This window comes from Achromobacter seleniivolatilans (assembly GCF_030864005.1).
Lineage (GTDB): Bacteria > Pseudomonadota > Gammaproteobacteria > Burkholderiales > Burkholderiaceae_B > Achromobacter > Achromobacter seleniivolatilans.
On record NZ_CP132976.1, the window covers coordinates 2,818,138 to 2,842,089 of the forward strand.

Below are 23,952 nucleotides of genomic sequence, written 5' to 3' on the forward strand. Positions count from 1 at the left end.
GTGGCGCGCCGCCAGACCCCTCCTTTACTTTTCCCCACCAATCACCGCGATGCACCTCAACGAACTGAAGGCGCTGCATGTCTCGCAGCTGCTGGAAATGGCCGCTGGCCTGGAAATCGAGAACGCCAACCGCCTGCGTAAGCAGGAGCTGATGTTCGCCATCATGAAACGGCGCGCCAAACAGGGCGAGCAGATTTTTGGCGACGGCGTGCTGGAAGTCCTGCCCGACGGTTTTGGTTTCCTGCGCTCGCCCGAGACCTCGTATCTGGCCAGCACGGACGACATTTACATCTCGCCGTCGCAGATCCGCCGTTTCAACCTGCACACCGGCGACTCGATCGAAGGTGAAGTGCGCACGCCCAAGGATGGCGAACGCTACTTTGCTCTGGTGAAAGTGGACAAGGTCAACGGCGTAGCGCCTGAAGCGATCAAGCATCGCATCATGTTCGAAAACCTGACGCCGCTGCACCCGAACCGGACGATGCGTCTGGAACGCGACATCAAGAGCGAAGAAAACCTGACGGGCCGTATTCTGGACGTCTTCGCCCCCATCGGTATGGGCCAGCGCGGCCTGATCGTCGCCAGCCCCAAGTCCGGCAAGACGGTGATGATGCAGCACATTGCGCATGCCATCACCACCAACTACCCCGACGCGGTCATGATCGTCCTGCTGGTCGATGAGCGCCCCGAGGAAGTGACCGAAATGCAACGCACGGTGCGTGGCGAAGTGGTGGCGTCGACTTTCGACGAACCCGCTACCCGTCACGTGCAAGTGGCTGAAATGGTCATCGAAAAGGCCAAACGCCTGGTCGAAATGAAAAAGGACGTCGTGATCCTGCTGGACTCGATCACTCGTCTGGCCCGTGCCTACAACACCGTGGTGCCGGCATCCGGCAAGGTGCTGACGGGCGGCGTGGACGCCAATGCCCTGCAACGCCCCAAGCGCTTCTTCGGCGCAGCTCGTAACCTGGAAGAAGGCGGTTCGCTGACGATTCTGGGTACGGCGCTGATCGAAACCGGCAGCCGCATGGACGAAGTCATCTACGAAGAATTCAAGGGCACGGGTAACTCCGAAGTTCACCTTGAACGTCGTCTGGCTGAAAAGCGCGTCTACCCGTCGATCAACCTGAACAAGTCGGGCACCCGCCGCGAAGAACTGCTGATCGCGCCGGACCTGCTGCAAAAGGTCTGGGTGCTGCGCAAGTTCATCCACGACATGGACGAAGTGCAATCCATGGAATTCATCCTGGACAAGATGCGCGCCACGAAGACCAACGCCGAATTCTTCGACATGATGAAGAAGAAGTAAGCTCAGGCTTGCATGCAAAAAAACTGCCCTTGTCGGGCAGTTTTTTTTCGTCCAAACGCCGTAGCGGGAATAACCGCGCTGGCTCGCCGGCGACCCGGCATCAATGTTCGATGAATTCCGGCATGCGGCGCGGTGTTGCGTCGGCTGGACGCGGTGTCTGCTTGGGGGCTTCTTTGCCCGAGGCATCAATCGGTTCGATCTTCGGATCGTCCCAATTGCCAGTCACGGAATATTCCATGGTCATCGCGCGGGCGAGCGGCTGCTTGAGCAACCACTGGGTGACGAACGCGCCCAGACCGATCAGCGGGTTGACCGCCAACGCGGTCACCATAGCCGCCCCGCTGGCATCCAGATTGGGGATCACCGCGGCCTTCAAATCCCAGCGTTCTTTGATGATGTTGACCCCGCCAGCCAGGACAATGGCCGCCACCGGTCCGTTCACCTTATAACCCTCGGTAGTCAGTGCGCCATCCGCCATCTTCACGCGGCCGCGTATGGTGTCAAACGGAAAGCCATCGCGCAGCAGATTGGTCGGGTTGATATCCAGCCGCGCCAGACGCTGCAATGATTGCAGGGACAACAGCTCCAACAATCGCGCGGTACGGGAGTTCACGTGCATGAACCGCCCCTTGTCCAGACTGATATCCACTTCGCCCACCACGTCCGCAATATTGTGGGTCCACGGCAGGTTGCGCCATGTTGCCTTGCCTTGCGCCGTGCCTTCGCCTGCGGACACCATATTCTCGAAACCAATCCGATTCAGGAACTTGCCCAAGTCCTTGAATTTGACGATTGCGTCCACCGTCAGCCCCCGGTCAGCCCCTTCCAGCGCCCAATTGCCCGTGGCGTTAAGCGTCGCAGCATCATTGGTGATGGACAGCTTATCCAGACGCCACTTGCGGCCGCGTTCCTGATTGGTTCCCAACACCTGCAGCTCGCCCATGTTTTTGCCGTAAAGCAGAAATTCTTGGGCTTGCAGATCGATTGCCGGGATGTCGGACAAATCGTTGCCTGAGGCCAGCGCCTTGTCCGCCTCGTTGGAGTCGTCCGCGCCCCCAAATGACAGATGTTTCAGCCGCGCCGTGATCTGACCCGCAATGGCCCCCGACGCCTCACGCCATTCCAGCGTGCCCGTGGCCTGCCGCGACTGAAGATCTACGCGCCATTGCGACGGACTGGGCCGCGTGGCGTATAGCGTCAGGTCATTCAACGTGTAGCCGCTGGCGTGCAACGTACCGGTGGCCAGGCTGACTCGCTCAGGTTGGGGAAACATCGGTTTGGCAGGAGCCTTTCTGGCCCCGCCCTTTGGAGGCGGCGTATCGAATCCGTCCAACACCGTTTCCCAGCCATCCATATCCAAGACAGGAAGACTGGCATTCAAGCTCAAGCCGCGCTCGGGCAGACTAGCCGGGCGTCCGATCCCCAATGCGCCACGCGCGAAGTAAGAGGCGCCTTCTGCCGGATCACGCTCAAACAATGCGTTCGTGTTTTCACCCAGGCTGGCCGTCAGCCAACGCCGGTTTTTAGCGCCGCGGTCCTGTGCCGAACCCCATTGCAATTTCAGCAACTGCGACGCCTGCGCCGTCTTCCCCACTGGCGCGGGCATGTCGATCGCCATGCCTGCCAGATCGGATTCCACGGAGATTTCAACCGAGCCGCCCTTCTGATAGCCCAGCTTGCCCTTGTAGCCTGCGTTACCTGAAAAACGGGCCATTGATGGAGCGCTGCTGAGTTGCTTCAGGCCCGCTGCCGCAAGGGTGCCATCGAATTGCAGGGCGTCCGAGCTTTGCAGTAAAGCGCCATGTATTTTGACCGGGCCTCCTAGAAACTGGGCGCGGATTTCTTTGGTCTGGACCCCTTTTTCCGAAAAGACCAAATCGCCCTGCATCTTGCTGAGCAACGGCATCTCAGGCATGAACGTGAATGAATTCTCTGAAAACTGAATACGGCCATGGACCTGCGTGTCGTCAGCGTTCAGTAACGGCACCTTCAGCTTGAGCGGCATGCGCCAATCGCCCGTGCCACGCGCCTCGTCCAGCGCGCCGTCCAACAGCCCGCCCAACGGAGAGTTCGCCGCCATTGCCAGATAGGCCGTCACTGGCCCGGACGTCTCGCCATTGACCTCCAGCTCAGAGTCATGCTCCAAGTTGGGGATGATGGCCGTGACCGCGCCCAGATTGACCGTCTGGCCTGGGCCGGTATGCGCCACTGCGCCGCCTGCGCTGTCTAGCGCCAGACTCACTTTGTCGATACGGAAGTTGCCAGACAGGTTATCCAGCATCGGCCAGCCCTTGCGATTTTCGCGCGCGGGTGCGTAGTCGACCTTGGCGCCGGCATAGGCGCCGGCGATCACGAACTCACCCTTTGCCGCAGGATTGGCAAACGGAAAATCGTCCAGATCGCCCTTGAGGGTAATGGCGGCGGAACGCATTTCGCCTGCCGGTAGACCCGTGGCCAGCCACTCGCGTGCATCCGCATTGACTTCCAAAGGCAGGTAGCGGTGGATGGACGACATGGCGCCGCGCACCATCGTGCCGCGCATGTCTACGCTCCCCGCCGGGGTTTTGCCCTCACGGTGCCATTGCCCTTGCAGTCGCACGTCCAGGTCATCGTTGGTCACCTGCATTTGGGCGACATCAACGAACCAGTTGCGCGCATCCGGCCCCTTCACGGCCGCATCCAGTGTCAACTCATGCGCCACCAGCGTGGGGTCTTCAAAGATGCCGGGCAGCGTTACACGCAAGCGCTGCACTGCCCCTTTTACAGACAGATTCGCCGCGCCCGTGCTGCGCGCCAGCGGTAGATCATCAAGCTGCACAAAGTCGCCCGGCGTCCCTTGGATACGGAACTGCGCGGCGCCGGCGCGCATGCCCGGCGCATCCTTGGCCGCAGCCCAGTCCACGCCCCGCACCGCAACATCTGTAACCAGCTCGGTAAATTTTCCGCGATCCAACTGTAGCCATGCCCGGCCCGCGATCCGCCCCCCAATGACAGGAACGTCCAGCCAGGGCGACCAGGCCAGCGGCTCCACATCATCCAATTGGGCGTAGAGCTGCCCGCTCCAGTTCGCTGGGTTTGACGAACGGGCCGCGAACAGGCTGCGGTTGAACTCACCGCGCAACTCCACCTTGCGAGCCAAGACCTCGCTGGCCTCGGCACGCACAACGAATCGATGAGACAAGCTGCCGTTACGCGCCAGGAAATCAACATTGGTCAATGTCAGCGGCGGGGCTTTGCGCCAGTCGTCCTGCCAGGTGATGGTCGCGTCCTGAATCAGCAGCTCGCGCTGCGCCATCAGCCAGCGCAATCCGGGGTGATTCAGGTCTGACTGATGATCGCTGCTGTTCAGGTCGATATCTTGCCCAGCTACCCACAGATGATTTGAGGCATCACGGCGCAGAATCAGCTCGGGCTTTTCCACCTGCAACCGCACCAGCGTGGGCGACAACGCAAGAATGCTGCGCCAGGCAAGCACGGCGGATACCGATGGCAATGCCAGAACCGGGTCCGTCCCGTCGTCAAAGACCTGGACCGAAGTCAGATCAAGCCGGGGATTCAACCCTTGCCAATTCGCCTGGATGGCGCCGATCTTCACGCGGGCGCCCAAGGCCTCGCTGGCGTAAGCTTCGATTTGAGGGCGCCATTGATCCACCCGCGGCAGCACCCAGTAACGCACGCCCAAAAGCCCGATCGCCACAATGCCATAGAGCGTCAGCGCTACCCAGAACAGGCAGCAGAACACTTTTTTGGTGACAGGAACGCCCCAATGCAAAAAGCGGCCCGAGTGAGGGGCCGCAGGCTCGCCTTGCTTGCGCGGCGTAGGGTCTTTTTCTGAAACAGACACGGATCGGTGGGCAGGAAAATATGTCTTGCGGTATCGTCCCCACTTATACCTGAAACGCGCCCATTCGTCTGCCGCCCTTACGCCATGTCATCGTCCACTATGCTCGCCCCCGCCCTCGCCTGGTCCGGTCATCTGCGCCGCCGCCTGGATGCCCACCCGGACCAGGCCGCCTGGCTGGAAAAAGCCGTCGAACAGCCGGTGACGCCTGCACTCATGGCGCAATGGCAATCCGAATTGGCTGGCCCAGATGCGCCGGACATCCTGCCTGTGGATGCCTGCCGCAAGGTATTGCGCAAATTGCGCGAGCGCGTCTTCAGCGTTCTGATCGTGCGCGACCTGGCGGGCCACGCTGATTTGGAAGAAGTGGTGGGCGCGATGACCCAGTTGGCGGACATTGCGGTGGCTGCGGCCTATCGCAGTGTGGCTGCCGACCTGGCAGCGGTGCACGGCGTGCCGCGCGATCCGGCCACAGGCAAACCCCAAGAAATGCTGATTGTCGGAATGGGCAAGCTGGGCGGCTGCGAATTGAATGTGTCGTCAGACATCGACCTGATCATGCTGTACGGCGAGGAAGGCGAAACCGATGGCCCCCGCCGCATCAGCCATCACGAGTTCTACGGCCGCCTGACGCGGCGCATGATGCCCGTGATATCCGAAGTGGACGAGAACGGTCAGGTGTTCCGTACCGACCTGCGCCTGCGGCCGGATGGCGATTCGGGTCCGCTGGCCTGGAGCCTGGACGCCTTGGAACACTACCTGATCGGCCAGGGCCGCGAATGGGAACGCTATGCCTGGCTCAAGGCCCGCTTGATGCCCGCCCAGGCATTTGAAGGCAGCGACAGCGCCACACAGGCGCGCCAGCTGGAAAGCCTGCGCGTGCCCTTTGTCTATCGCAAGTATTTCGACTTCGATGCGTTAGCCGCCCTGCGTTCGCTGCGTGAGCGCATCCGTCAAGACTGGCAGCGGCGCGCTATGGCGCGTAACGGCATCGACAGCGCAAACAATATCAAGCTGGGCGACGGCGGCATCCGCGAAATCGAATTCGTCGTGCAACTGGCGCAGCTGATTCGCGGCGGGCGCATGCCCGCACTGCAAAAGCGCGGCCTTCTGGAAGCCTTGCACGCGGAGCAGGTCGCCGGCCTGATCCCCGAGGAAGATGCCCGGCGCCTGGAAGAAGCCTACCGCTACCTGCGCCGCACCGAGCACGCCTTGCAGTACCGCGAAGATGAGCAAACGCACCTGCTTCCCGGCGACCCTGAACAGCGCGCCGCGCTGGCTGCCGCCCTGGGGATGAGCCCGCAGGACTTCGAAACCACGCTGGCCGCGCACCGCCAGTTCGTTTCGCAGACTTTCCGCAACGTCTTCCGCATGGTTGGCATGGGGGAGCAGGAAGAGCCGGCCACGCCAGCAGAGGGCGCCGGCGCCCAGGACGAACCCGGCAACGAATGTGAACTGGCCGAGCAGATCCGTCAGGCCTTTGGCGACGAGGCCCAGGACTTGTTGCGCCGGACGGAAACCCTGTTGGGCAGCCACCGCGTTCGCAGCCTGCCCGAAAGCAGCCGCCGGCGCATGGAGGCTTTGCTTCCCGCCGCGCTGCGCGCCGCACGCCAGACTTCCGCACCGCTGGACGCCGCCGTCAGGCTGTTCGACCTGATCGAAAAAATTGCCCAGCGCAGCGCGTATCTGGCGCTTCTGGCCGAATACCCTGATACCCTGGCTCGCGTGGCGCGTATGGTGGCGGCCAGCCCCTGGGCCGCGCAATACCTGACGCAACATCCCTTGCTGCTCGACAGCCTGATCGACTGGCGCACGCTGTTCGAGCCTTTGGACTTCACGCAAATCGCCCGTCAGTTGACGGCAGACCTGGATGCTTGCCGGCTGCCGGATGGCAGCCCTGACATCGAACGCCAGATGAATCTGATGCGCGATGTGCAACGCCAGGCCAGCTTCCAGCTGCTGGCGCAGGATCTGGAAGGCGAGCTGACGGTGGAAAAGCTGGCAGACCAATTGTCGGCATTGGCCGACCTGCTGCTGACCGAGACCATACGCCGCTCCTGGCCGCTGGTGAACAAGGTTGAAGGCGCCCAGCCGCACTTTGCTGTCATTGCCTACGGCAAGCTGGGCGGCAAGGAGCTGGGTTATGCGTCTGATCTGGATCTGGTTTTCTTGTTTGACGATGCACGCGAAGATGCCGCAGAGGTCTACGCCAAGCTCGGCCGGCGCATGAGCTCCTGGCTGTCAACCATGACCTCGTCAGGCCGGCTGTACGAAGTGGACTTGCGCCTGCGTCCCGACGGCGACGCCGGTCTGCTGGCGGTTTCCATGGAGGCCTTTGAGCAATACCAGAACAAGCACGCCTGGGCCTGGGAGCATCAGGCGCTGACCCGCGCCCGGTATGCGTCGGGCGACGCTGCTGTCGGCGCCCGCTTCGAGCAGATCCGGGCAGCCATCCTGGTCCAGCCACGGGACCCCGCTGCACTGCGCGAAGAAGTGCTGGCCATGCGCGAAAAGATTAACGCGGGCCACCCGAACACCAGCCAGAAATTCGACTTGAAGCACGACCGCGGCGGCATGGTCGATGTGGAATTCGTCACCCAATACCTGGTGCTTTGCTATGCAGGCACGCATCCGGTGCTGGTGCACAACCTGGGCAACATCACCCTGCTGCGCCTGGCTGGCGAAGCGGGGCTGATCGCCCCGGAACTGGCCGCGCGGGCAGCCGATGCCTACCGCGTCTTGCGCCGTGTACAGCATCAATTGCGCATGCAGGGCGTAGAGAAAGCCCGGGTGGCGCCTGACCAATTGATCGATGAACGGGCCGCCGTGCGCGAACTCTGGACGGCGGTGCTGGGATGACGGAGGGCTGGCGGCTCCCCCTGCTGATCCAGGCAATCGGCCCTGAACGGCAACTCGTCGTAAAATAAGGACTTTTCCGCCTTTTCGCCTGCAAGCCATGTCTGAACTCGTGCGTCCCAAACTCGACCTGCCCGTTGGCCGCAGCAAGGTGCTGATGCACTCCTGCTGCGCGCCCTGTTCCGGTGAAGTCATGGAAGCCATGACGGCCTCCGGTATCGACTACGCGATCTACTTCTACAACCCGAACATCCATCCGGTCAAAGAATACGAGATCCGCAAGCAGGAGAACATCCGCTTCGCCGAGCAGCACGGCATTGAATTCATCGATGCCGACTACGACATGGACAACTGGTTCGACCGCGTCAAGGGGCTGGAAGACTCGCCCGAACGCGGCGAACGTTGCACCGCCTGCTTCGACATGCGCTTTGAACGCACCGCGCTCTACGCCCACGAGCACGGGTTCGATACGATCACCAGCTCGCTGGGGATCTCGCGCTGGAAAGACATGAACCAGATCAACGGTTGCGGCGAACGCGCCGCAGGCCGCTATGACGATCTGGTTTACTGGACGTACAACTGGCGCAAGGGCGGCGGCTCCGCCCGCATGATTGAAATCAGCAAGCGCGAGAACTTCTACCAGCAGGAATATTGCGGCTGCGTCTATTCGTTGCGCGACACGAATCGCCATCGCCGTTCGCAAGGCCGTGAACGCATCCACATCGGCGTCAAGTTCTACGGCAAAGAAGACCTGATCAACGAAGAACAGCTCTAAGCAAGCGTAGTCCGGCCATGCCGCCGGTATTCAGAGGGTGATGCGCCAAAACGTTTTCGGAACGCATGACTGAAACGGGCAGCATCTGAAAAACCAAAACGGTATGCGATATCGCCAATCTGCCGGGCAGACTGCGCGGTGTCGCACAGCACGTCCCGGCAGCGTTCCAGCCGGGCGCTGAGAATAAAGTCGGCGGGTGTGGTGGCAGCTTGCGCAAACAAGTTGTACAGATACCGCCGCGACATCCTGAACGCGGCTGCCGCCGTCGCCGGCGACAACGCCGGGTCATGCAGGTTTTCAAGAATATGCTGCTGCACGCGGCGCAACTGGGCCTGACGTAACCCGGCCTGATCTTGTTCGGCCAGCCCCCCTGCCCGCTCGCTGATGTCCAGCCCCATCATCTGCAACACGGCATTGGCCGCATCGCGCGCGGCGCTTTCGGACAGGTGGGCGTGTTCGCCCAGGGCCACGCGCAACAAATCCATGGCCATGCGGCCGCAACCTTGGCTGCCGCTAAACGTGCGGGCCACGGCGTTTTGCATGAATGGCTGCCAGGCTTCAGTGTGCTTGCCCGGCACCTGCATCACCAGAAAATGCGCGCCATCATCGACATCGACTTCGTAGGGCCGGGTGGTGTCGTAGATGCTCCATTCGCCCGGCATCAGCAATGCGCTGCGGCTGGACTGACGAATTTCGCTACGGCCCGCCAATTGCAGCGTGACCTTGTACCCGGCTTCTTCCGAGCGGCCCGCCAGCAACTTGCTGCGGCGCACGCGCTGCGCGCTGCTGCGCAGTTCGCTGACCTGCATCCAGCCCAGCGAACCCACCGCGACGCTGTTGCGAAAGCGCGAGGGAAATACGGCAGACACTTCCAACGGAACGAAAGTGCTGCTGATGCTTTCCTGCCAACTGGCGCAATCCAGGAATTGCCTGGGCACGCTGTGCAAAACGGATGATGACATGGCGACTCCGGCGTCTCGAAACGGCGTGCCTTTTATGCCTTGGGCATGGCCCAACGGCACAGCTACAGCGTTGAATGGGGGGGCTGCCTCTTTCTAGCACCGCACGCGTGAGGGGAATATCGGTGACAACCCCTAAGTGCGTGCCACATCACGGTTTTCTGTCGCTGCCATACGAATAGTCGGACAAGGAGAAGCCCATTGACGAGAGCGTCCGCGCCAGACCGTGGCGCACGGGCACCACATCGTCATAGCGTTGCGGCCGTGCCGCCGCCACTTCTTGTTCGGTATAGGGATGGAAGTCCGGCGGCAACTGCGCCGCGCTGAACTCGGTGAGTACCCAATTCAGCACCGCTGCAAGCTCTGCATTATTCAATTGAGAATGCGCCGCGCCCGGAACGCGGATCAGATATTCACGCCCGGCAGGCAGATGCACAAAAGCGCCCACGGATTGCCGAAAGTCTGGAATGCCGTGCCGGCTGCTGCCGCGCCCGTCCACGCGGTGGCACCCTGCGCACTGCAGCACAAAATCGGCGCGCACTGCCTGCCGCAGTTGATCCGCGCCAGTTGTTGCTACGGGGCCCCCCGCCGTCAATCCACCCGCCATGGCCGGACCAGCGCAAAGCAGAATGGCGGCGGCCCAACCGCCGCGCCATCCTGTTCGTTTGCGGGGCGAGCCAGGCCTCATGATGCAGGCTTCGCCTTGGCCAGCCCCACAATCACCGAGGTCGTGCAGTGGAAGATCGAAGACTCGTTGGACATGCACCAGTTCACATCGTTGTGCAAAAACATCTGATAACCCGGCCGTTCACGCTCCGCCGCCGCGCACATACATTTGCCGCACGCGGTCTTGCCGCAGCAATCGTTGTAGCTGATCAGGTAGTCCTTGCCATCTAACGGGTTGTGGCAGGTGCCCACCCACGAGACGGCCGACGGCGAGGTACCCGGCGGGCACGACGTCATGCTGCCGCCGCAGCAGGAACAAAGAAATCCGTCCACTGCGCAATAGCGCCAGTAGTCGCATGCGGTGTCGTCCATCTGCGGCTTCTTGGCGGCTGCCGGGGCCGAACGCGCCACCGGCAGCACCGGCATCAGAAAAGCGGTTCCGACCAGCATCTTGCCAATGCGGTTGAGCACGCTGCGGCGCGACGTGGTGTGCGCCACCGATCGCGTAGCGCGCTCAGAGAGTTTATCCAGCCATTGCATTGCCACTCTCCTTGCGGGAAATGCGGGTCTCTTCCAGGTTGCCTGCGGCCAGGAAGTCTTGAACTGACGCCACGCCCAGTTCCTTGGCCGTGAACAGGCTTTCGAGTTGCTCGCGTGAATTGATCAGGCCTTTGGCGCGCAAGATGCCCGATTCGTCCATCAGCACCGCATACGGCAGCTTGCTGATCTGAAACTTCATGCCCAGCTCTGCCGACAGCAGATACGGGAAACGCTCCAGCCCGGCTTGCTTGTAGAACGCCAGATGTTCAGGCATTTCACCATCGCTGGCCAACACAATACGCAGCCAGGCGCTTTCCGTGCTGGCGACCGATTTCAGAATGGGCAACAGCTTCTTGCACACCGGACAGGTGGGCGACAGGAAGAACAGCAACTGGCTGTGCTGCCCCCGTTCGCCGATGGTCACGCGACGTCCAAGCAGATCGGAAAGTTCGAAGCGCGGCGCGGCTTCACCCACGCCGGGACCTTTGTCCATGGTCAGCGCCCCCATCGGCGCCACGCGTTCGTACAACACACCGATTTGGCGGGACAAGGCCAGGATGACCAGCACCAGGCATAGCACCACCCCCCACAACAGGAAATTGGAAATGATCAAGGCATCCATATGACACTCCTTCAGAGATTGCGCAGCTTGAGATGCGAGGCCAACAGGTGATTGGCGGTGAAGTACAGGCCAACGGCGGTCATCGCCAGGCCAAAGACCGAAGCGGCATCCGCCCATTGCAAGTGCCGGCCCTGGCCTGCGGCGGCCACCAGCACCGGCAGGGTCCATAACGCCAGAACGGCATTGCGCAACACCAGCCACCAGGACAAACCGCCGCCCCGTCCAGCCAGCCCACGCGATGCCGGTCCGCCGCAGCCGCAGTCGATATCGCGGTGCCCGCGCGCCAGGTTCACGACAAGACCCAACGTGGCCACCGCCACCACCAGCAACGCCAGGACGGCTCCTGCCGCTTGCCAGGGCGGCGTCAGCAGCAACACGCCAGCCGCCGCCTCAGCCAGCACAAAACCCCGCGCAAAAGCGCCGCCCCAACCCGTAGGCAAAATGCCGTAGGCGGATACCGCAGCCGAAAATCGAGGCATGTCCTTCAGTTTTTCGAGCGCCCCCAACAGCAACACGCAGGCCAGCGCGGCGCTGGCGGCGTAGAGCAGCACAGGATCGTTCATCGTGCGCCTCCTGCCGGTTGCGGCTCCACTTGCAAGGCCGTTTCGCCTGCCGCCTGAATGGTGCCTTTGAACACCGGCGCCGCCGGTTGCGCATCGAAAATATTGACGTTGCCGCCATCGATGGTGAACAGGCGCGGCTTGTCGTCTTGCGAAACGGACATCGACAACGCGTTCTTGCCCGGCACGCGCGCCAGCCGCTTGTGTGTGACCAGGTCGTAAACCCAGATCTCAGCGGCCGGCGTCTTGTGCGACCCTTCCACGCCGTTCGGGTGCATGCCCACATACAGGCGTTTCGTGGCTTGATTCACGGCCAGCAGGTTGTAGCCGCCTGGCCGCCAGCCCCGGTCCTTGCCGGACTTGTCCAACAGCGGCCACGGTGCGCCAAAGCTGACTTCAGGGCCGCTGAAGTCAGCGCTGTACACGTTGCCGTTGTAGGACACAAAATAAAAGGTGTCGCCCAGATTCTCGGTGTGCGTGAAGATGGGGTCCTTTTCCAGGTCGAACATCGGCTTGCTGCGCTGCTGCGCGGACGGCTTGCCAGCCGCGTCCAGGTCAATGGTGAGCAACGCGCCGTCGCCGCAAATCGTCGCAAAGCTGCGCGGCCGTGACGGCAGCGGAATGATGCTCCAGCAGCCGGCGGCGGCAGTGACTTCGTCAGCGAACTGGCGCGACTTCAGATCCACAATGGTGACCGACGTTGCTGGCGTGGCGTTCTGCACGAACAGCAGACTGCCGTCCGTGCTCTGCCGCAAATAATTGCGGTAGTTCAACGCCTGAGCGCGCTTCTGCGGAATGGGCACCTCGTATTTGGGCGTCAGGGTTTCGGCGTCCCAGGCTTCGATGACGTCGGTTCGCTTGCCGCGGTTCAAGCGTTCGTAATAGGTCGTCATGACATAGATGTCGCGGCCATCGGCGGACACCGTCATGTGGCCGTTAAACGAGGTCGGCACAAGCCCCAGAAACTTCAAAGAGTCGCCGTCGTAAATATTGACCCGGCTGTCGACCAGGTGGTTGAAGGCTGCGTCCATGACGTACAGCCGGTGCGGCGTGGCGGGAGGCAGCCGCGTGCCGCCCTTGAGTTCTTCGATCGGCAGGTCTGCCCAAGTCAGGCCCGAGGCGCCAAGCAAAGCGGCGCACAACGCCCACCGTCCGGCCCGCGATGCGCGCGATCTGGCACGAAACGCAATCATCGATATTCTCCTGGTCTCATGATCCGATTCCTTTAGAACGCGTAGACGTAGCGCAATTGCACGCCACGCATCCTGGGTCCGTTCTCGACCTTCAGGTCGTGGATGTACTGCATCTGAATCTGGTTGGCGTCGTTGATCTGATGGGTCAATTCGACGGCCAACTGGTGATTGCGGGCGCGGGTAGCAACGGTTTCACCCGAAGACGTTTCGCGGCCGCCTGTCTCATAGCGGTAGCGGATACCGGTGTAGGTATCGGGCGTCAGATTGGTCGACGCCAAGGCGAAGAATCGGAAGGACGGATCTTTTTTCAGCGTCTGCCCGTACCAGTCCGTATTGCGGCCATAGATTTCCACTTCGGCAATGGCTTCAAGAAACGTGGATTCGCCCACCCCTTTCACGAAAGAGAAATCCTGAATCGTGGACCAGCGGTTTTTGCCTGGCGAAACATCCGGGCGCGAGCGGTCATAACGCCCCACAGGCGCCACCACAAAAGGCTCCCATGCGAACCACGTTTTGGTCTGCTCGTTGTTGTAGAGCCAGATCGCCGAGCCCAAGGTCAGGTCGCCTATACCCGTCTGATGATCGCCTGGCGCACCAGGCAAATCCAACGACGTCCGGTACATCGGCACAATGAATTCCAGCTGTACGGTCTTGCCGTAGAAGTCGCGGTAGTGCATCTGACGATAGACCAGCGCATTGACGTCGACCGACGCGCCCTCTACACGCTTGCCCTCGGAATACAGCCCTGACGAGCGCAAGCCCGCCAAGTATCCCGCGACGATATTGGTACCAACTGGCGCGGGTATCCAATCGCGCGCGCTGGGGTCTCCCGCCCACGCCGATTGCGAAGCACCGGCGCATGCCAGTGCAACTGCTGCGCCCAGCCGGGCGCGGCTACATGACTTGCCTGCCATCCCTTTCCCCTTGATGTCGCGAAGGCGCCGCCGCCGGTATATCCCGGCTTGGACGGCACGATTCGGCGTTCTAGTACGCAATGCAGACGGATTTCTTCTCCAGGTACATCTCCAGCACGGCGCGGCCATGCTCACGGCCGATGCCAGATTGCTTGAACCCGCCGAACGGCATATTGGGGTCCAACATGTTGTGCGTGTTGACCCACAACGTGCCCGCATCGATGCGCGGAATCAGGCGCTGCACCCGGGACAAGTCATTGCTCCAGATGCTGGCGCCCAGACCAAATGCGCTGTCATTGGCCAGCCGCACGGCATCATCAAGACTGTCGAAGGACTGCGCCACGACTACGGGGCCGAAAATTTCTTCCTGGGCGATCCGCGCGTCTTGCCGCACATCGGCAAATACGGTGGGCTGAACGAAGTAGCCGGCCCCTTCGCCAGCAGCCCCGCCGGTCAGGACCCGCCCGCCTTCCGCTCGGCCGATACCGATGTAGTCCATCACACGTTTCTGATGGCGGGCCGAGATCAGCGGACCGATCTGCGTGGCAGGGTCAAAGCCGGAGCCCAGCGTCATGCTGGCCGCCACATCGGCCAAGCCCTGCACCACCTTGGCATACAGGCCCTTCTGCACATACAAGCGGGAACCCGCCGTACACACTTGCCCTTGATTGAAGAAGATTGCGGCGGCGGCTCCCTGCACGGCGCGGTCCACATCGCAATCATCCAGCACGATCACGGGAGACTTTCCACCCAGTTCCAGCGACACCCGCTTCATGTCGTCCATTGCGGCCCGCCCGATCAGCTTGCCGACCTCGGTCGAACCCGTAAATGCGATCTTGTCGATACCCGGATGCGCCACCAGCGCCGCGCCCGCGGTTTCGCCCCGTCCCGTGATGACATTGACGACGCCCGGCGGGAAACCAGCCTCAAGCACCAGCTCGGCCAGCCTTATCGCAGTCAGGGGCGTTTCCTCGGCAGGTTTGAGCACCACGGTGCAGCCAGCGGCCAGCGCGGGCGCGATCTTCCAGATCGCCATCAGCAAGGGGAAATTCCACGGAATGATCGCGCCGACAACGCCCACGGGTTGCGCCAGCGTGTACGCGCTGTATTGAACGCCCGGTGGGAACGGGATCGACAGGGATAGCGTGTCGCCCGTGATCTTGGTGGCCCAGCCCGCCATATAGCGCAACCACTGCGCGCCCGCCCCCACTTCCAGCCCCTGCGCCACGCCAAGCAGCTTGCCGTTGTTCAGCGTTTCCAGCCGGGCGAGCTCGGTACCATGCGCTTCAAGCACGTCCGCCAGCTTCAGCAACAGACGCTCTCGGCCCGCTGGCAAGGTGTCATGCCAGGCGCCAGACTCGAACGCCCGGCGCGCCGCCTGCACGGCCAGGTCCACTTGCGCGGGGCCAGCGTTGGGCTGATGCGCAATGATCTGACCCGTGGCCGGGTCGTAGACCGGGATCTGGCCGCCCTGTCCTTCGTAAACGGGTTTGCCGTCGATCAGCATGAATTCCCTGATCGCGCCCAGTTCCGGGCGCTCGGACCCGGCGGAACCCGCCAATACGTTTGCTGAGGACATTCAAAGCTCCAACGAAAAGTGTGGAAGCCAGAATAGCAACGGCGTCTGAGGCTGGCTTGTCGGGCCGTGCATGGCGATTTGTCATTCTGCGCACGGCCGCGCAAAAGCAAAAAGCCTGGCAATCCGCGCATCGCGCGTCTTGCCAGGCCCGTTGCAGCCCCTTGCGGGGGGCTGCCAGATCAATCGCCTTGCACTCAGTCCAGCATCAGCACCGTAGCGCCCGTGGTCTTGCGCGAGGCCAGCGCGGTTTGCGCTTCGCCTGCCTGTTCCAGGCTGTAGCGCTGGTCGATGCGAACCTTGATCTTCTTCTTCAGGACCAGGTCGAACACTTCTTTCGAGGCGGCTTGCAGTTTTTCCAGCGTATTGATGTGTACGCCCAGCGACGGGCGCGTAACGTACAGGCTGCCCTTCTGGTTCAGCACGGCCAGGTTGACGCCAGCCACCGGGCCCGACGCATTGCCAAAGCTGACCATCAGGCCGCGCGGCTCGATGCAGTCCAGCGAGGTTTCCCATGTGTCTTTGCCCACGCCGTCATACACCACGGGCACTTTCTTGCCGCCGGTCAATTCCAGCACGCGCTCGGCCACGTTTTCACGCGAGTAGTCGATGGTTTCCCAGGCGCCGTTGGCGCGGGCCAGTTCGGCCTTTTCCGGGCTGGAGACCGTACCGATCAGCTTCACGCCCAAGGCCTTGGCCCATTGGCAAGCAATCAGGCCGACGCCGCCCGCAGCAGCGTGGAACAAAATCGTTTCGCCGCCTTGCAGACGATAGGTCTGGCGGAACAAATATTGCACCGTCAGGCCCTTGAGCATCAGCGCGGCGGCCTCGTCAAAACCAATGCCGTTGGGCACCTTCACAACTTGGGCTGCCGGCACATTGCGCGCTTTGGCATAGGCGCCAATCGGGCTTTGACCATAGGCGACGCGGTCGCCGTTCTTCAGATGCTTGACGTCGGCGCCTACGGCCGTCACCACGCCCGCGCCTTCAAAGCCCAGGCCATGCGGCAGCGGATGGGGATACAAACCCGTGCGGAAATAGATATCGATGAAATTCAGGCCGGCAGCGTGCTGCTCGATCGTGACTTCATTAGAAGCAGGCGGCGGTACTTCGACCTCGACCAGCTTCAGGACTTCGGGACCACCGTGTTGCTCGATACGAATTGCCTTGACGAGATTGCTGGCCATGCTGGCCTCCTTTCTATAGGAAATTATGCGAATAAACCGGGAAAACCAGACTTCATTGCGTCGATTTGGCGTCGCGCTGCGGGGCGGGCGCACGTTTGCCAGACCCGACGCCCATCAGGGCAAATACTCCTGCCAGCACCAACGCCGTGCCCGCCATCTGCCACACAGTGATGGGTTCATCCAAGAACCACGATGCCAGGAACAACACCGACACCGGTCCCACCATGCCGAGCAGCGACGCCGTCGGCGCACCGATCAGCGACACCGCCCACATCAGCATGAAGACCGGCACCACCGTATTCAACGTGGCGTGGATTACGGAATATCCGTAGACCCCTGCAGGCTGAATCAGCATTGATGGCGGGTGGATCACAAAGAACTGAATGAGGCAGGCCACGCACGACACAAGCATGGCATAGGCAACCAGCCGCGTCGGACCGACTCGCTTGATCAGTTCCCCGGAACAAATCAGGTAGACAGAATAGCTTGCCGCCGAACCAAAAACGAACAAAGACCCTAACAGCACCTCGCCGCCCCCGCCGAAGGACAGATCGTGGGCAAACACCAGCACCACCCCGGCATAGGACAGCACCATTGCCAGCCATTGCCGGTGCTCAACCGGTCGTTTGAACCAGAACGCCGACAACAACACGACTAACGATGGTGACAGGAACAGGATCAGGCGTTCCAGGCTGGCGGTGATGTAGCGCAGCCCCAGGAAATCAAGAAAGCTGGACAGGTAATAACCCAACAGGCCCAGCACGATGACCTGGACGCGTTCCTTGCCCGTCATCACGACGATCTCACCACGCGCCGCGCGGCGCGACTGATACCAGGCGATCGCCGCGAAGAACGGCATCGCGAACAGCATGCGGAAAGCAATCAGGGTGACCGCATCTATGCCGTAGCGGTAGGTGAATTTGACGACGATCGCCTTGGCGGAAAACAGGATTGCGCCCACCGTTGCCATAAGAATTCCCGCCGCGCGGCCGGACGGCAGGGAAGTGGGCAAAAACCTGGCAATGCGATTCATGCGATGATTTTATGTTCAGTGCAAAAGTAATTGCACACCCGCCCCTGTTTTTTTTGGCATCACACACCCCTGGCATGACCCGACAACGCGCACTGACCTATATCCATATTGCCGCCGTGCTATTCGGCCTGACCGGCGTTTTCGGGGAGTTGATCCAAGCCAGCGCCGCCGTCATCACGCTGGGCCGCGCGATTTTCGCGGTGATTTCACTGGGCTTGTTCGCCCGTATGCGCCGCAAGCCGCTGCTGGGCGCCTTGACCCCCGCGCAATTGTTCGTGCTGGTCATCTCCGGAGCGCTGCTGGCTGCGCATTGGGTGACGTTCTTCATCTCGGTCAAGGTGGGCGGCATTGCCATCGCCACCCTGGGTTTTGCCAGCTTCCCCGCCTTCATCACCCTATTCGAAGGCCTGATCTTCCGGGAACGCGTACGCACCGCTGAATGGCTGCTGCTGGGCCTGGTCACGGCCGGCCTTGTGCTGGTGACCCCCTCTTTCGATCTGGCGGATCAAGGCACCATCGGTCTGGCGTGGGGCCTGCTGTCGGGCCTGACCTTTGCGCTGCTTGCCCTGAGTAACCGCCGGTCGGCCTCGGGCATGGACCCGATGCAGGTCGCGTGCTGGCAGAACGTGGTCGTGGCTCTGGTGATGCTGCCTGTCGCCGCCGGCCAGTTGCCTGCGCTGCCCGCCATAGACTGGTTCTGGCTCGCTTTGCTGGGTGTTTTCTGCACAGGCCTGTCGCATTTCCTGTTCGTATCCAGCCTGACTCGCCTGAACGCACGCAGCGCTGGCTTGGTGATCGCGTTGGAACCGGTGTACGCCATCGCCTTTGCGTGGATGCTGTTCAGTCAGCAGCCCACACCCCGGATGATCGCAGGCGCCGCTTTGATTGTGGCGGCCATCGTCTGGTCCGGTCTGCGTAAAAGCGCGCCGGCACATCCCGAATCCGGCCCCCAAAACCCACCTTGACAATAACTGACTAGGCAGTAAAATTTGGCGCATGAACGCAGCAATTCCTCCGTCTTCGCCTGATTCCCCTGTCCACTACCGCAATGACACCCGCTGCATGGCGGAAGAAAATGCCGGCTACCTGATCAAGCTTGCCTATCACTCGCTGACCCGTATGCTGGATCAGGAAATGGCCCCTCTGGATCTCACGGCCATGCAATGGCGGCCGCTGGCCATGGTCTATCTGGGCCGTGCTGATACGCCCGCCGAACTGGCGCGTTTGAACGCCATGGACACCGGCGCCATGACCCGCGCGCTGGATCGCCTGGAAGCAAAAGGCCTGTTGCGCCGTAACCGCAGTCAAGAAGACCGCCGCGTCGTCAAGATTGAACTGACCGAACAGGGCGATTCCGTCGCCCGAGAAATTCCCCCTAGTATTGCCCGCGCGCTGAACCATCATCTGCGCGGATTCTCTACTGATGAAGTTGCGCAGCTGATGCATTTTCTGCGCCGCATGATTGCCAACGGCTCTGCCTCCGGGACTGCTCCCGAACGCTGACGGCGCTTACCACCTACGCGGCACCGCCCCAATGAGCTGGGGCTTTATTTGGCATGATACCTGCCTAGGCAAATACAGACCAATCAATTACTTTCAGCAAACAGTCAGGATGAAACGTCTTCTTTCTACCGTATTGGTGCTAGCCCTGAGCGGCTGCGCACTAATGGAACCCGGGCCTGAACCCGTGGCGGCGCTGGATGCCGCCAAATTGGGACTGACCGGTCAATCCACCACTTGGCCCGCCACGCAATGGTGGCAACGTTATGGCGACACTCAGCTCAATACGCTGATGGACGAAGCGCTGGCCAATAGCCCGTCGATGAGCGCCGCGCAGGCCCGTCTGGCCAAAGCCAATGCAGCGGTCAGCACGGCGCGCGCCCCACTGTTGCCGCGCGTGGACGCCGATTACTCCCTGAACCGCGAACACCTGTCTTCCGACTACATCTACCCAGCCCCGCTGGGCGGTTCCGTCGTCAGCGACAATCGGCTGGCGCTGGACTTCAGCTACGAGCTGGATTTTTGGGGCAAGAATCGTTCGCGCCTGAAGTCGGCCGTTTCTGAACGCGAAGCCGCAGTCGCAGATGCCCAGGCGGCCCGCAATATGCTGGCCAGCGCCACGGTGCGCGCCTACTTGAACCTGCAGAACGCATTCGCCCAACGCGATGTGATCAAACGCGTCATTGCACAACGCGCCGATGTGCTGTCGCTGACGCAAGGACGCTACTCTGCCGGGCTGGACACGCAAGTGGAAGTCAAACAGGCCGAGTCTTCGCTGGCCGCGGGCCGCGTGGAACTGACCCAAACGGAAACCACGCTGGCCCAATTGCGTAACCAGGTCGCTGCGTTGTCCGGCGCCGGTCCCCAACGCGGTCAATCGCTGGTTGCCGTGGCGTTGACCGCCCCGGCAGGCGTCGTGCCGACGGACATTCCGCTGGATCTGCTGGGCCATCGCCCCGACGTCGTCGCCACGCGCTGGCGTGCTGAAGCGGCCCGCAGTGCCATCGACACCGCCCGCGCCGAGTTCTACCCCAACGTCAACTTGACGGCATTCGTGGGATTCCAGGCTTTGGGCACGGGCAATCTGCTGGGCGCTGCTGCGCGCACTGCTGGCATTGGTCCCGCCATCACGCTGCCCATCTTCCATGGCGGTGAACTGAACGCCAATCTGGCGGGCAAGCGCGCCGACGCCGATCTGGCCGTTTCGGACTACAACCAGACCGTGCTGGACGCCGTGCACCAGGTGGCCGACGCGCTGGACGGCCTGCGTTTGCTGGACCAGGAACGGGCCCAGCAGCACCAGGCCCGTGAAGCCATCGAGGCAGCCTACGAACTGGCGGTGAACCGCTACAAGGCCGGCTTAGGCAACTACATCACTGTGCTGATCGCGCAAACCGGCGTCCTGACGCAAGCCCGCATGGATACCGATCTGCGTATTCGGGCCTACCAGCTTGATGCCAACCTGGCCAACGCGCTGGGCGGCGGATACGCCCCGGAATCCGGCGCTGATGCTCAAGCGGGCTCGCAGCCAGAAGCCAGGCCCGAGACCGCCCCCGCCCCCGCCACGAACCCCATTCATTGAACAATCCCCGGATTGAGACGTCATGAACGCTGCTACCCCTACCACCAACCCCGCCCGTAAACGCCTGCTGCTGCTGGCGACTGGGGTTTTCATTCTTGTCGGCATCGCCTACGGCATCTGGTGGGCCCTGTTTGGCTCCCACTTCGAAAGCACAGACGACGCATACGTGCACGGCAACCTTGTGCAGATCACGCCGCAAGTGCCTGGCACCGTCATCGCTATCGAAGCCGACGACACCGAAACCGTTACCGCAGGCCAGCCGCTGGTGCGTCTGGACCCCGCCGACACGGACGTCGCGCTGCAACAGGCGCAAGCCAAGCTGGCGCAGATGGTGCGTCAGGTGCGCACCTACTACGTTCAAAACGACGCACTGGCCGCCGATGTTGATCTGCGAAACGCCGACATCCTGCGTGCCCAAGCCGAACTGACCCGCGCGCAAAGCGACGTTACCCGTCGTCAGCAACTGGCCAAGTCCGGCGGCGTCAGCGGTGAAGAGATCCTGCACGCTGAAGCCGCTTTGAAGTCCGCCCAATCTGGTCTGGCGCAAGCCAAGGCTTCGCTTGCCGCCTCGCGCGCCAAGCTGGCCACCAATCAGGCGTTGACACAAGGCACCTCCGTTGCCGATCACCCCGATGTGCGCCAGGCTGCTGCCGGATTGCGCAATGCCTGGCTCGCACGATCGCGTACTGTTCTGCCCGCACCCGTAAGCGGCGTTATCGCACGCCGCAGCGCACAGGTAGGCCAGCGTGTGGCCCCCGGCGCCGCTTTGATGACCGTGGTTCCGCTGGACCAGGTCTGGGTGGAAGCCAACTTCAAGGAAGGCCAGTTGCGCAAAATGCGCATCGGCCAACCGGTAAAGATGGTCGCCGACCTGTACGGCAGCTCCATCACCTATCACGGCAAGATCTCGGGCCTGGACGCCGGCACAGGTAGCGCTTTCGCTCTGCTTCCTGCCCAGAATGCCACGGGCAACTGGATCAAGGTCGTGCAGCGCGTTCCGGTGCGCATCACGCTGGACCCGGAAGATCTGAAGTCGCATCCCTTGCGCGTCGGCCTGTCCATGGATGTGGAAGTTGACGTCGGCAAGCAGGAAGGCGAGCCGCTGACGCAGGTGTCCCGCAAGGAACCGGCTTGGTCGACACGCGCGTTTGAACCCGCGCACGATGAGGTCGACACCATGATCTCCAAAATCATTCAGGACAACCTGGCATCATGAGCACGACCGCCCAGCCCGCGGGCGCTGGCGCGCCCGATGTGCCGCCGGTCTTGCCGGCGGGCACTTATCCGCCGCTGGAAGGCGCGACCCGCATCATCGGGTCTATCGCGCTGTCTACGGCGGTATTCATGAATGTGCTGGACACGTCGATCGCTAACGTATCCATTCCGACCATCTCTGGCGACATGGGCGTCAGCTCCAGCCAGGGTACGTGGGTCATCACATCGTTTGCCGTTGCCAACGCCATCACCGTGCCGTTGACGGGCTGGCTGACGCAACGCTTCGGACAGGTTCGCCTGTTCCTGATCTCCACCTTGCTGTTCGTGCTGGCATCGTGGCTGTGCGGCTTTTCGCCTTCACTGGAAGCGTTGATTGCCTTCCGCGTGCTGCAAGGCGCGGTGGCCGGCCCCATGATTCCGTTGTCGCAGACGCTGATGCTGGCCAGCTTTCCCAAGTCGAAGGCGGGCATGGCGCTGGCGGTTTGGTCCATGACCACATTGGTCGCGCCAGTCGCCGGACCATTGCTGGGCGGCTGGATTTCCGACAACTACACCTGGCCGTGGATCTTCTACATCAACGTGCCGGTAGGCTTGTTGGCGGCCTGGATCAGCTGGCGCATCTATGGCAACCGCGAATCTCTGACCCGCAAATTGCCCATCGACAAACTCGGCCTGGTGCTGCTGGTTGTCTGGGTGGGCGCCCTGCAAATCATGCTGGACAAGGGCAAGGAACTGGATTGGTTCGCCAGCCCCACCATCATCGCCCTGGCGGCGACCGCATTCGTGGCGTTCGTCTTCTTCCTGATCTGGGAGTTGACCGACGCCCACCCCGTGGTGGACTTGCGCCTGTTCAAGATCCGCAACTTCTCAGTCGGCGCCGTCACGCTGGCGGTGGCCTATGGAGTGTTTTTCGGCAACGTCGTGCTGCTGCCCCTTTGGCTGCAAAGCAATATGGGCTACACCGCCACCTACGCTGGGCTGGTGACGGCACCGGTCGGGCTGCTCGCCATTCTGCTGACGCCGATTGTGGGCAAGATGCTGGCCACGCGTGATCCACGCCAGATCGTGACGGTGGCATTCCTGATCTTCGCGCTGGTGTGTTTCATGCGTTCGGGCTTCAATACCCAGACCGATGTGCGCACGCTGATGCTCCCGACCATCATCCAGGGCGCGGCCATGGCGGCGTTCTTTGTGCCGCTGACGTCGATCACGCTATCCAGCATCGAACCCTGGCGTATTCCCGCCGCGTCGGGCCTGTCGAACTTCCTGCGTTTGACCGCAGGCGCGTTCGGCACATCCATCGCCACGACGCTATGGGAAAACCGCGCCACCATGCACCATGCGCAACTGACCGAGATCGCCAGGCCCGGGCAGCAGGCATTCGACCAGACCATGAACACCTTGCAAAATGGCATGGGCATGTCCCACGAACAGGCTTTGAGCATGGTCGACGGACTGGTCAACGCGCAGGCATTCACCATGTCCGCCACGGACGTGTTTTACGCCTCGGCAGTCATCTTCTTGATGTTGACGGTATTGGTGTGGTTTGCTCGTCCCCGCTCTGCCAAGGCGGGCGGTGGCGGCGCCGCGGAAGCCGCAGCAGGCGCGCACTGATACGCCAGCC

General features: G+C 62.0%; 19 protein-coding genes. 8 read left to right on the forward strand and 11 right to left on the reverse strand.

The annotated features are described in order from the left end of the window. Positions 1-49 precede the first annotated feature (49 nt). Complete coding sequence (gene rho, locus RAS12_RS12550; RefSeq protein ID WP_006218533.1) at positions 50-1,309, forward strand: transcription termination factor Rho; 1,260 nt, start codon at positions 50-52, stop codon at positions 1,307-1,309. 100 nt (positions 1,310-1,409) lie between these two features. Here the strand turns inward: rho and RAS12_RS12555 are convergent, their stop codons facing one another. Continuing rightward, the gene (locus tag RAS12_RS12555; RefSeq protein ID WP_306951425.1) at positions 1,410-5,051 is read right to left on the reverse strand and encodes a YhdP family protein; all 3,642 of its coding nucleotides are present in this window, start codon (positions 5,049-5,051) and stop codon (positions 1,410-1,412) included. 186 nt (positions 5,052-5,237) lie between these two features. On the opposite strand from RAS12_RS12555, the gene glnE reads away from it, so the two are divergent. Further along, positions 5,238-8,009, forward strand: coding sequence for a bifunctional [glutamate--ammonia ligase]-adenylyl-L-tyrosine phosphorylase/[glutamate--ammonia-ligase] adenylyltransferase (gene glnE, locus RAS12_RS12560; RefSeq protein ID WP_306950021.1), 2,772 nt, complete (start codon positions 5,238-5,240; stop codon positions 8,007-8,009). A 97-nt stretch (positions 8,010-8,106) separates the two neighbouring features. Further along, on the forward strand, positions 8,107-8,781 hold the full coding sequence (locus RAS12_RS12565; RefSeq protein ID WP_306950023.1) for an epoxyqueuosine reductase QueH: 675 nt from the start codon (positions 8,107-8,109) through the stop codon (positions 8,779-8,781). Here the strand turns inward: RAS12_RS12565 and RAS12_RS12570 are convergent. From RAS12_RS12570 to RAS12_RS12615, 10 genes are all read right to left on the reverse strand, one after another. Then, positions 8,778-9,743: an AraC-like ligand-binding domain-containing protein gene (locus tag RAS12_RS12570; RefSeq protein WP_306950025.1), complete on the reverse strand. Its 966-nt coding sequence runs from the start codon at positions 9,741-9,743 to the stop codon at positions 8,778-8,780. The two genes, RAS12_RS12565 and RAS12_RS12570, sit on opposite strands and share 4 nt — an antisense overlap. A gap of 148 nt (positions 9,744-9,891) precedes the next feature. Next, positions 9,892-10,428 (reverse strand): cytochrome c family protein, encoded by a 537-nt coding sequence (locus RAS12_RS12575; RefSeq protein ID WP_306950027.1) that lies wholly within the window; start codon positions 10,426-10,428, stop codon positions 9,892-9,894. Then, the gene (locus tag RAS12_RS12580; protein ID WP_306950028.1) at positions 10,425-10,946 is read right to left on the reverse strand and encodes a methylamine dehydrogenase light chain; all 522 of its coding nucleotides are present in this window, start codon (positions 10,944-10,946) and stop codon (positions 10,425-10,427) included. Before RAS12_RS12580 ends, RAS12_RS12575 begins: the two co-directional genes overlap by 4 nt. Next, entirely contained in the window at positions 10,930-11,568 is a 639-nt protein-coding gene (gene mauD / locus RAS12_RS12585; protein ID WP_306950030.1) for a methylamine dehydrogenase accessory protein MauD, read from the reverse strand. Before mauD ends, RAS12_RS12580 begins: the two co-directional genes overlap by 17 nt. 11 nt (positions 11,569-11,579) lie before the next feature. Beyond that, entirely contained in the window at positions 11,580-12,131 is a 552-nt protein-coding gene (locus RAS12_RS12590; protein WP_306950033.1) for a MauE/DoxX family redox-associated membrane protein, read from the reverse strand. After that, complete coding sequence (locus RAS12_RS12595; RefSeq protein WP_306950034.1) at positions 12,128-13,321, reverse strand: amine dehydrogenase large subunit; 1,194 nt, start codon at positions 13,319-13,321, stop codon at positions 12,128-12,130. Before RAS12_RS12595 ends, RAS12_RS12590 begins: the two co-directional genes overlap by 4 nt. A gap of 32 nt (positions 13,322-13,353) precedes the next feature. Further along, a complete protein-coding gene (locus RAS12_RS12600; RefSeq protein ID WP_306950036.1) occupies positions 13,354-14,235 on the reverse strand; it encodes a transporter in 882 nt (293 codons plus the stop codon). 70 nt (positions 14,236-14,305) lie between these two features. After that, a complete protein-coding gene (styD, locus tag RAS12_RS12605) occupies positions 14,306-15,814 on the reverse strand; it encodes a phenylacetaldehyde dehydrogenase StyD (RefSeq protein WP_306950038.1) in 1,509 nt (502 codons plus the stop codon). 194 nt (positions 15,815-16,008) lie between these two features. Further along, entirely contained in the window at positions 16,009-16,998 is a 990-nt protein-coding gene (locus tag RAS12_RS12610) for a quinone oxidoreductase family protein (protein WP_306950040.1), read from the reverse strand. Positions 16,999-17,050: 52 nt separating this feature from the next. Beyond that, the gene (locus RAS12_RS12615; protein WP_306950042.1) at positions 17,051-18,031 is read right to left on the reverse strand and encodes a DMT family transporter; all 981 of its coding nucleotides are present in this window, start codon (positions 18,029-18,031) and stop codon (positions 17,051-17,053) included. Positions 18,032-18,105: 74 nt separating this feature from the next. Between RAS12_RS12615 and RAS12_RS12620 the strand changes: the two genes are divergently transcribed. The 5 genes from RAS12_RS12620 to RAS12_RS12640 all read left to right on the forward strand — a co-directional run bounded on the left by RAS12_RS12620 (position 18,106) and on the right by RAS12_RS12640 (position 23,942). Further along, positions 18,106-18,996 carry a DMT family transporter gene (locus RAS12_RS12620; protein WP_306950044.1) on the forward strand — a complete coding sequence of 297 codons (891 nt, stop codon included), beginning with the start codon at positions 18,106-18,108 and terminating at the stop codon, positions 18,994-18,996. 31 nt (positions 18,997-19,027) lie between these two features. Then, complete coding sequence (locus tag RAS12_RS12625; RefSeq protein ID WP_306950046.1) at positions 19,028-19,534, forward strand: MarR family winged helix-turn-helix transcriptional regulator; 507 nt, start codon at positions 19,028-19,030, stop codon at positions 19,532-19,534. A gap of 109 nt (positions 19,535-19,643) precedes the next feature. Beyond that, positions 19,644-21,113 carry an efflux transporter outer membrane subunit gene (locus RAS12_RS12630; protein ID WP_306950048.1) on the forward strand — a complete coding sequence of 490 codons (1,470 nt, stop codon included), beginning with the start codon at positions 19,644-19,646 and terminating at the stop codon, positions 21,111-21,113. Positions 21,114-21,135: 22 nt separating this feature from the next. Beyond that, complete coding sequence (locus RAS12_RS12635) at positions 21,136-22,329, forward strand: HlyD family secretion protein (RefSeq protein WP_306950050.1); 1,194 nt, start codon at positions 21,136-21,138, stop codon at positions 22,327-22,329. Next, the gene (locus tag RAS12_RS12640) at positions 22,326-23,942 is read left to right on the forward strand and encodes a DHA2 family efflux MFS transporter permease subunit (RefSeq protein ID WP_306950052.1); all 1,617 of its coding nucleotides are present in this window, start codon (positions 22,326-22,328) and stop codon (positions 23,940-23,942) included. Before RAS12_RS12635 ends, RAS12_RS12640 begins: the two co-directional genes overlap by 4 nt. Positions 23,943-23,952: the final 10 nt, after the last annotated feature.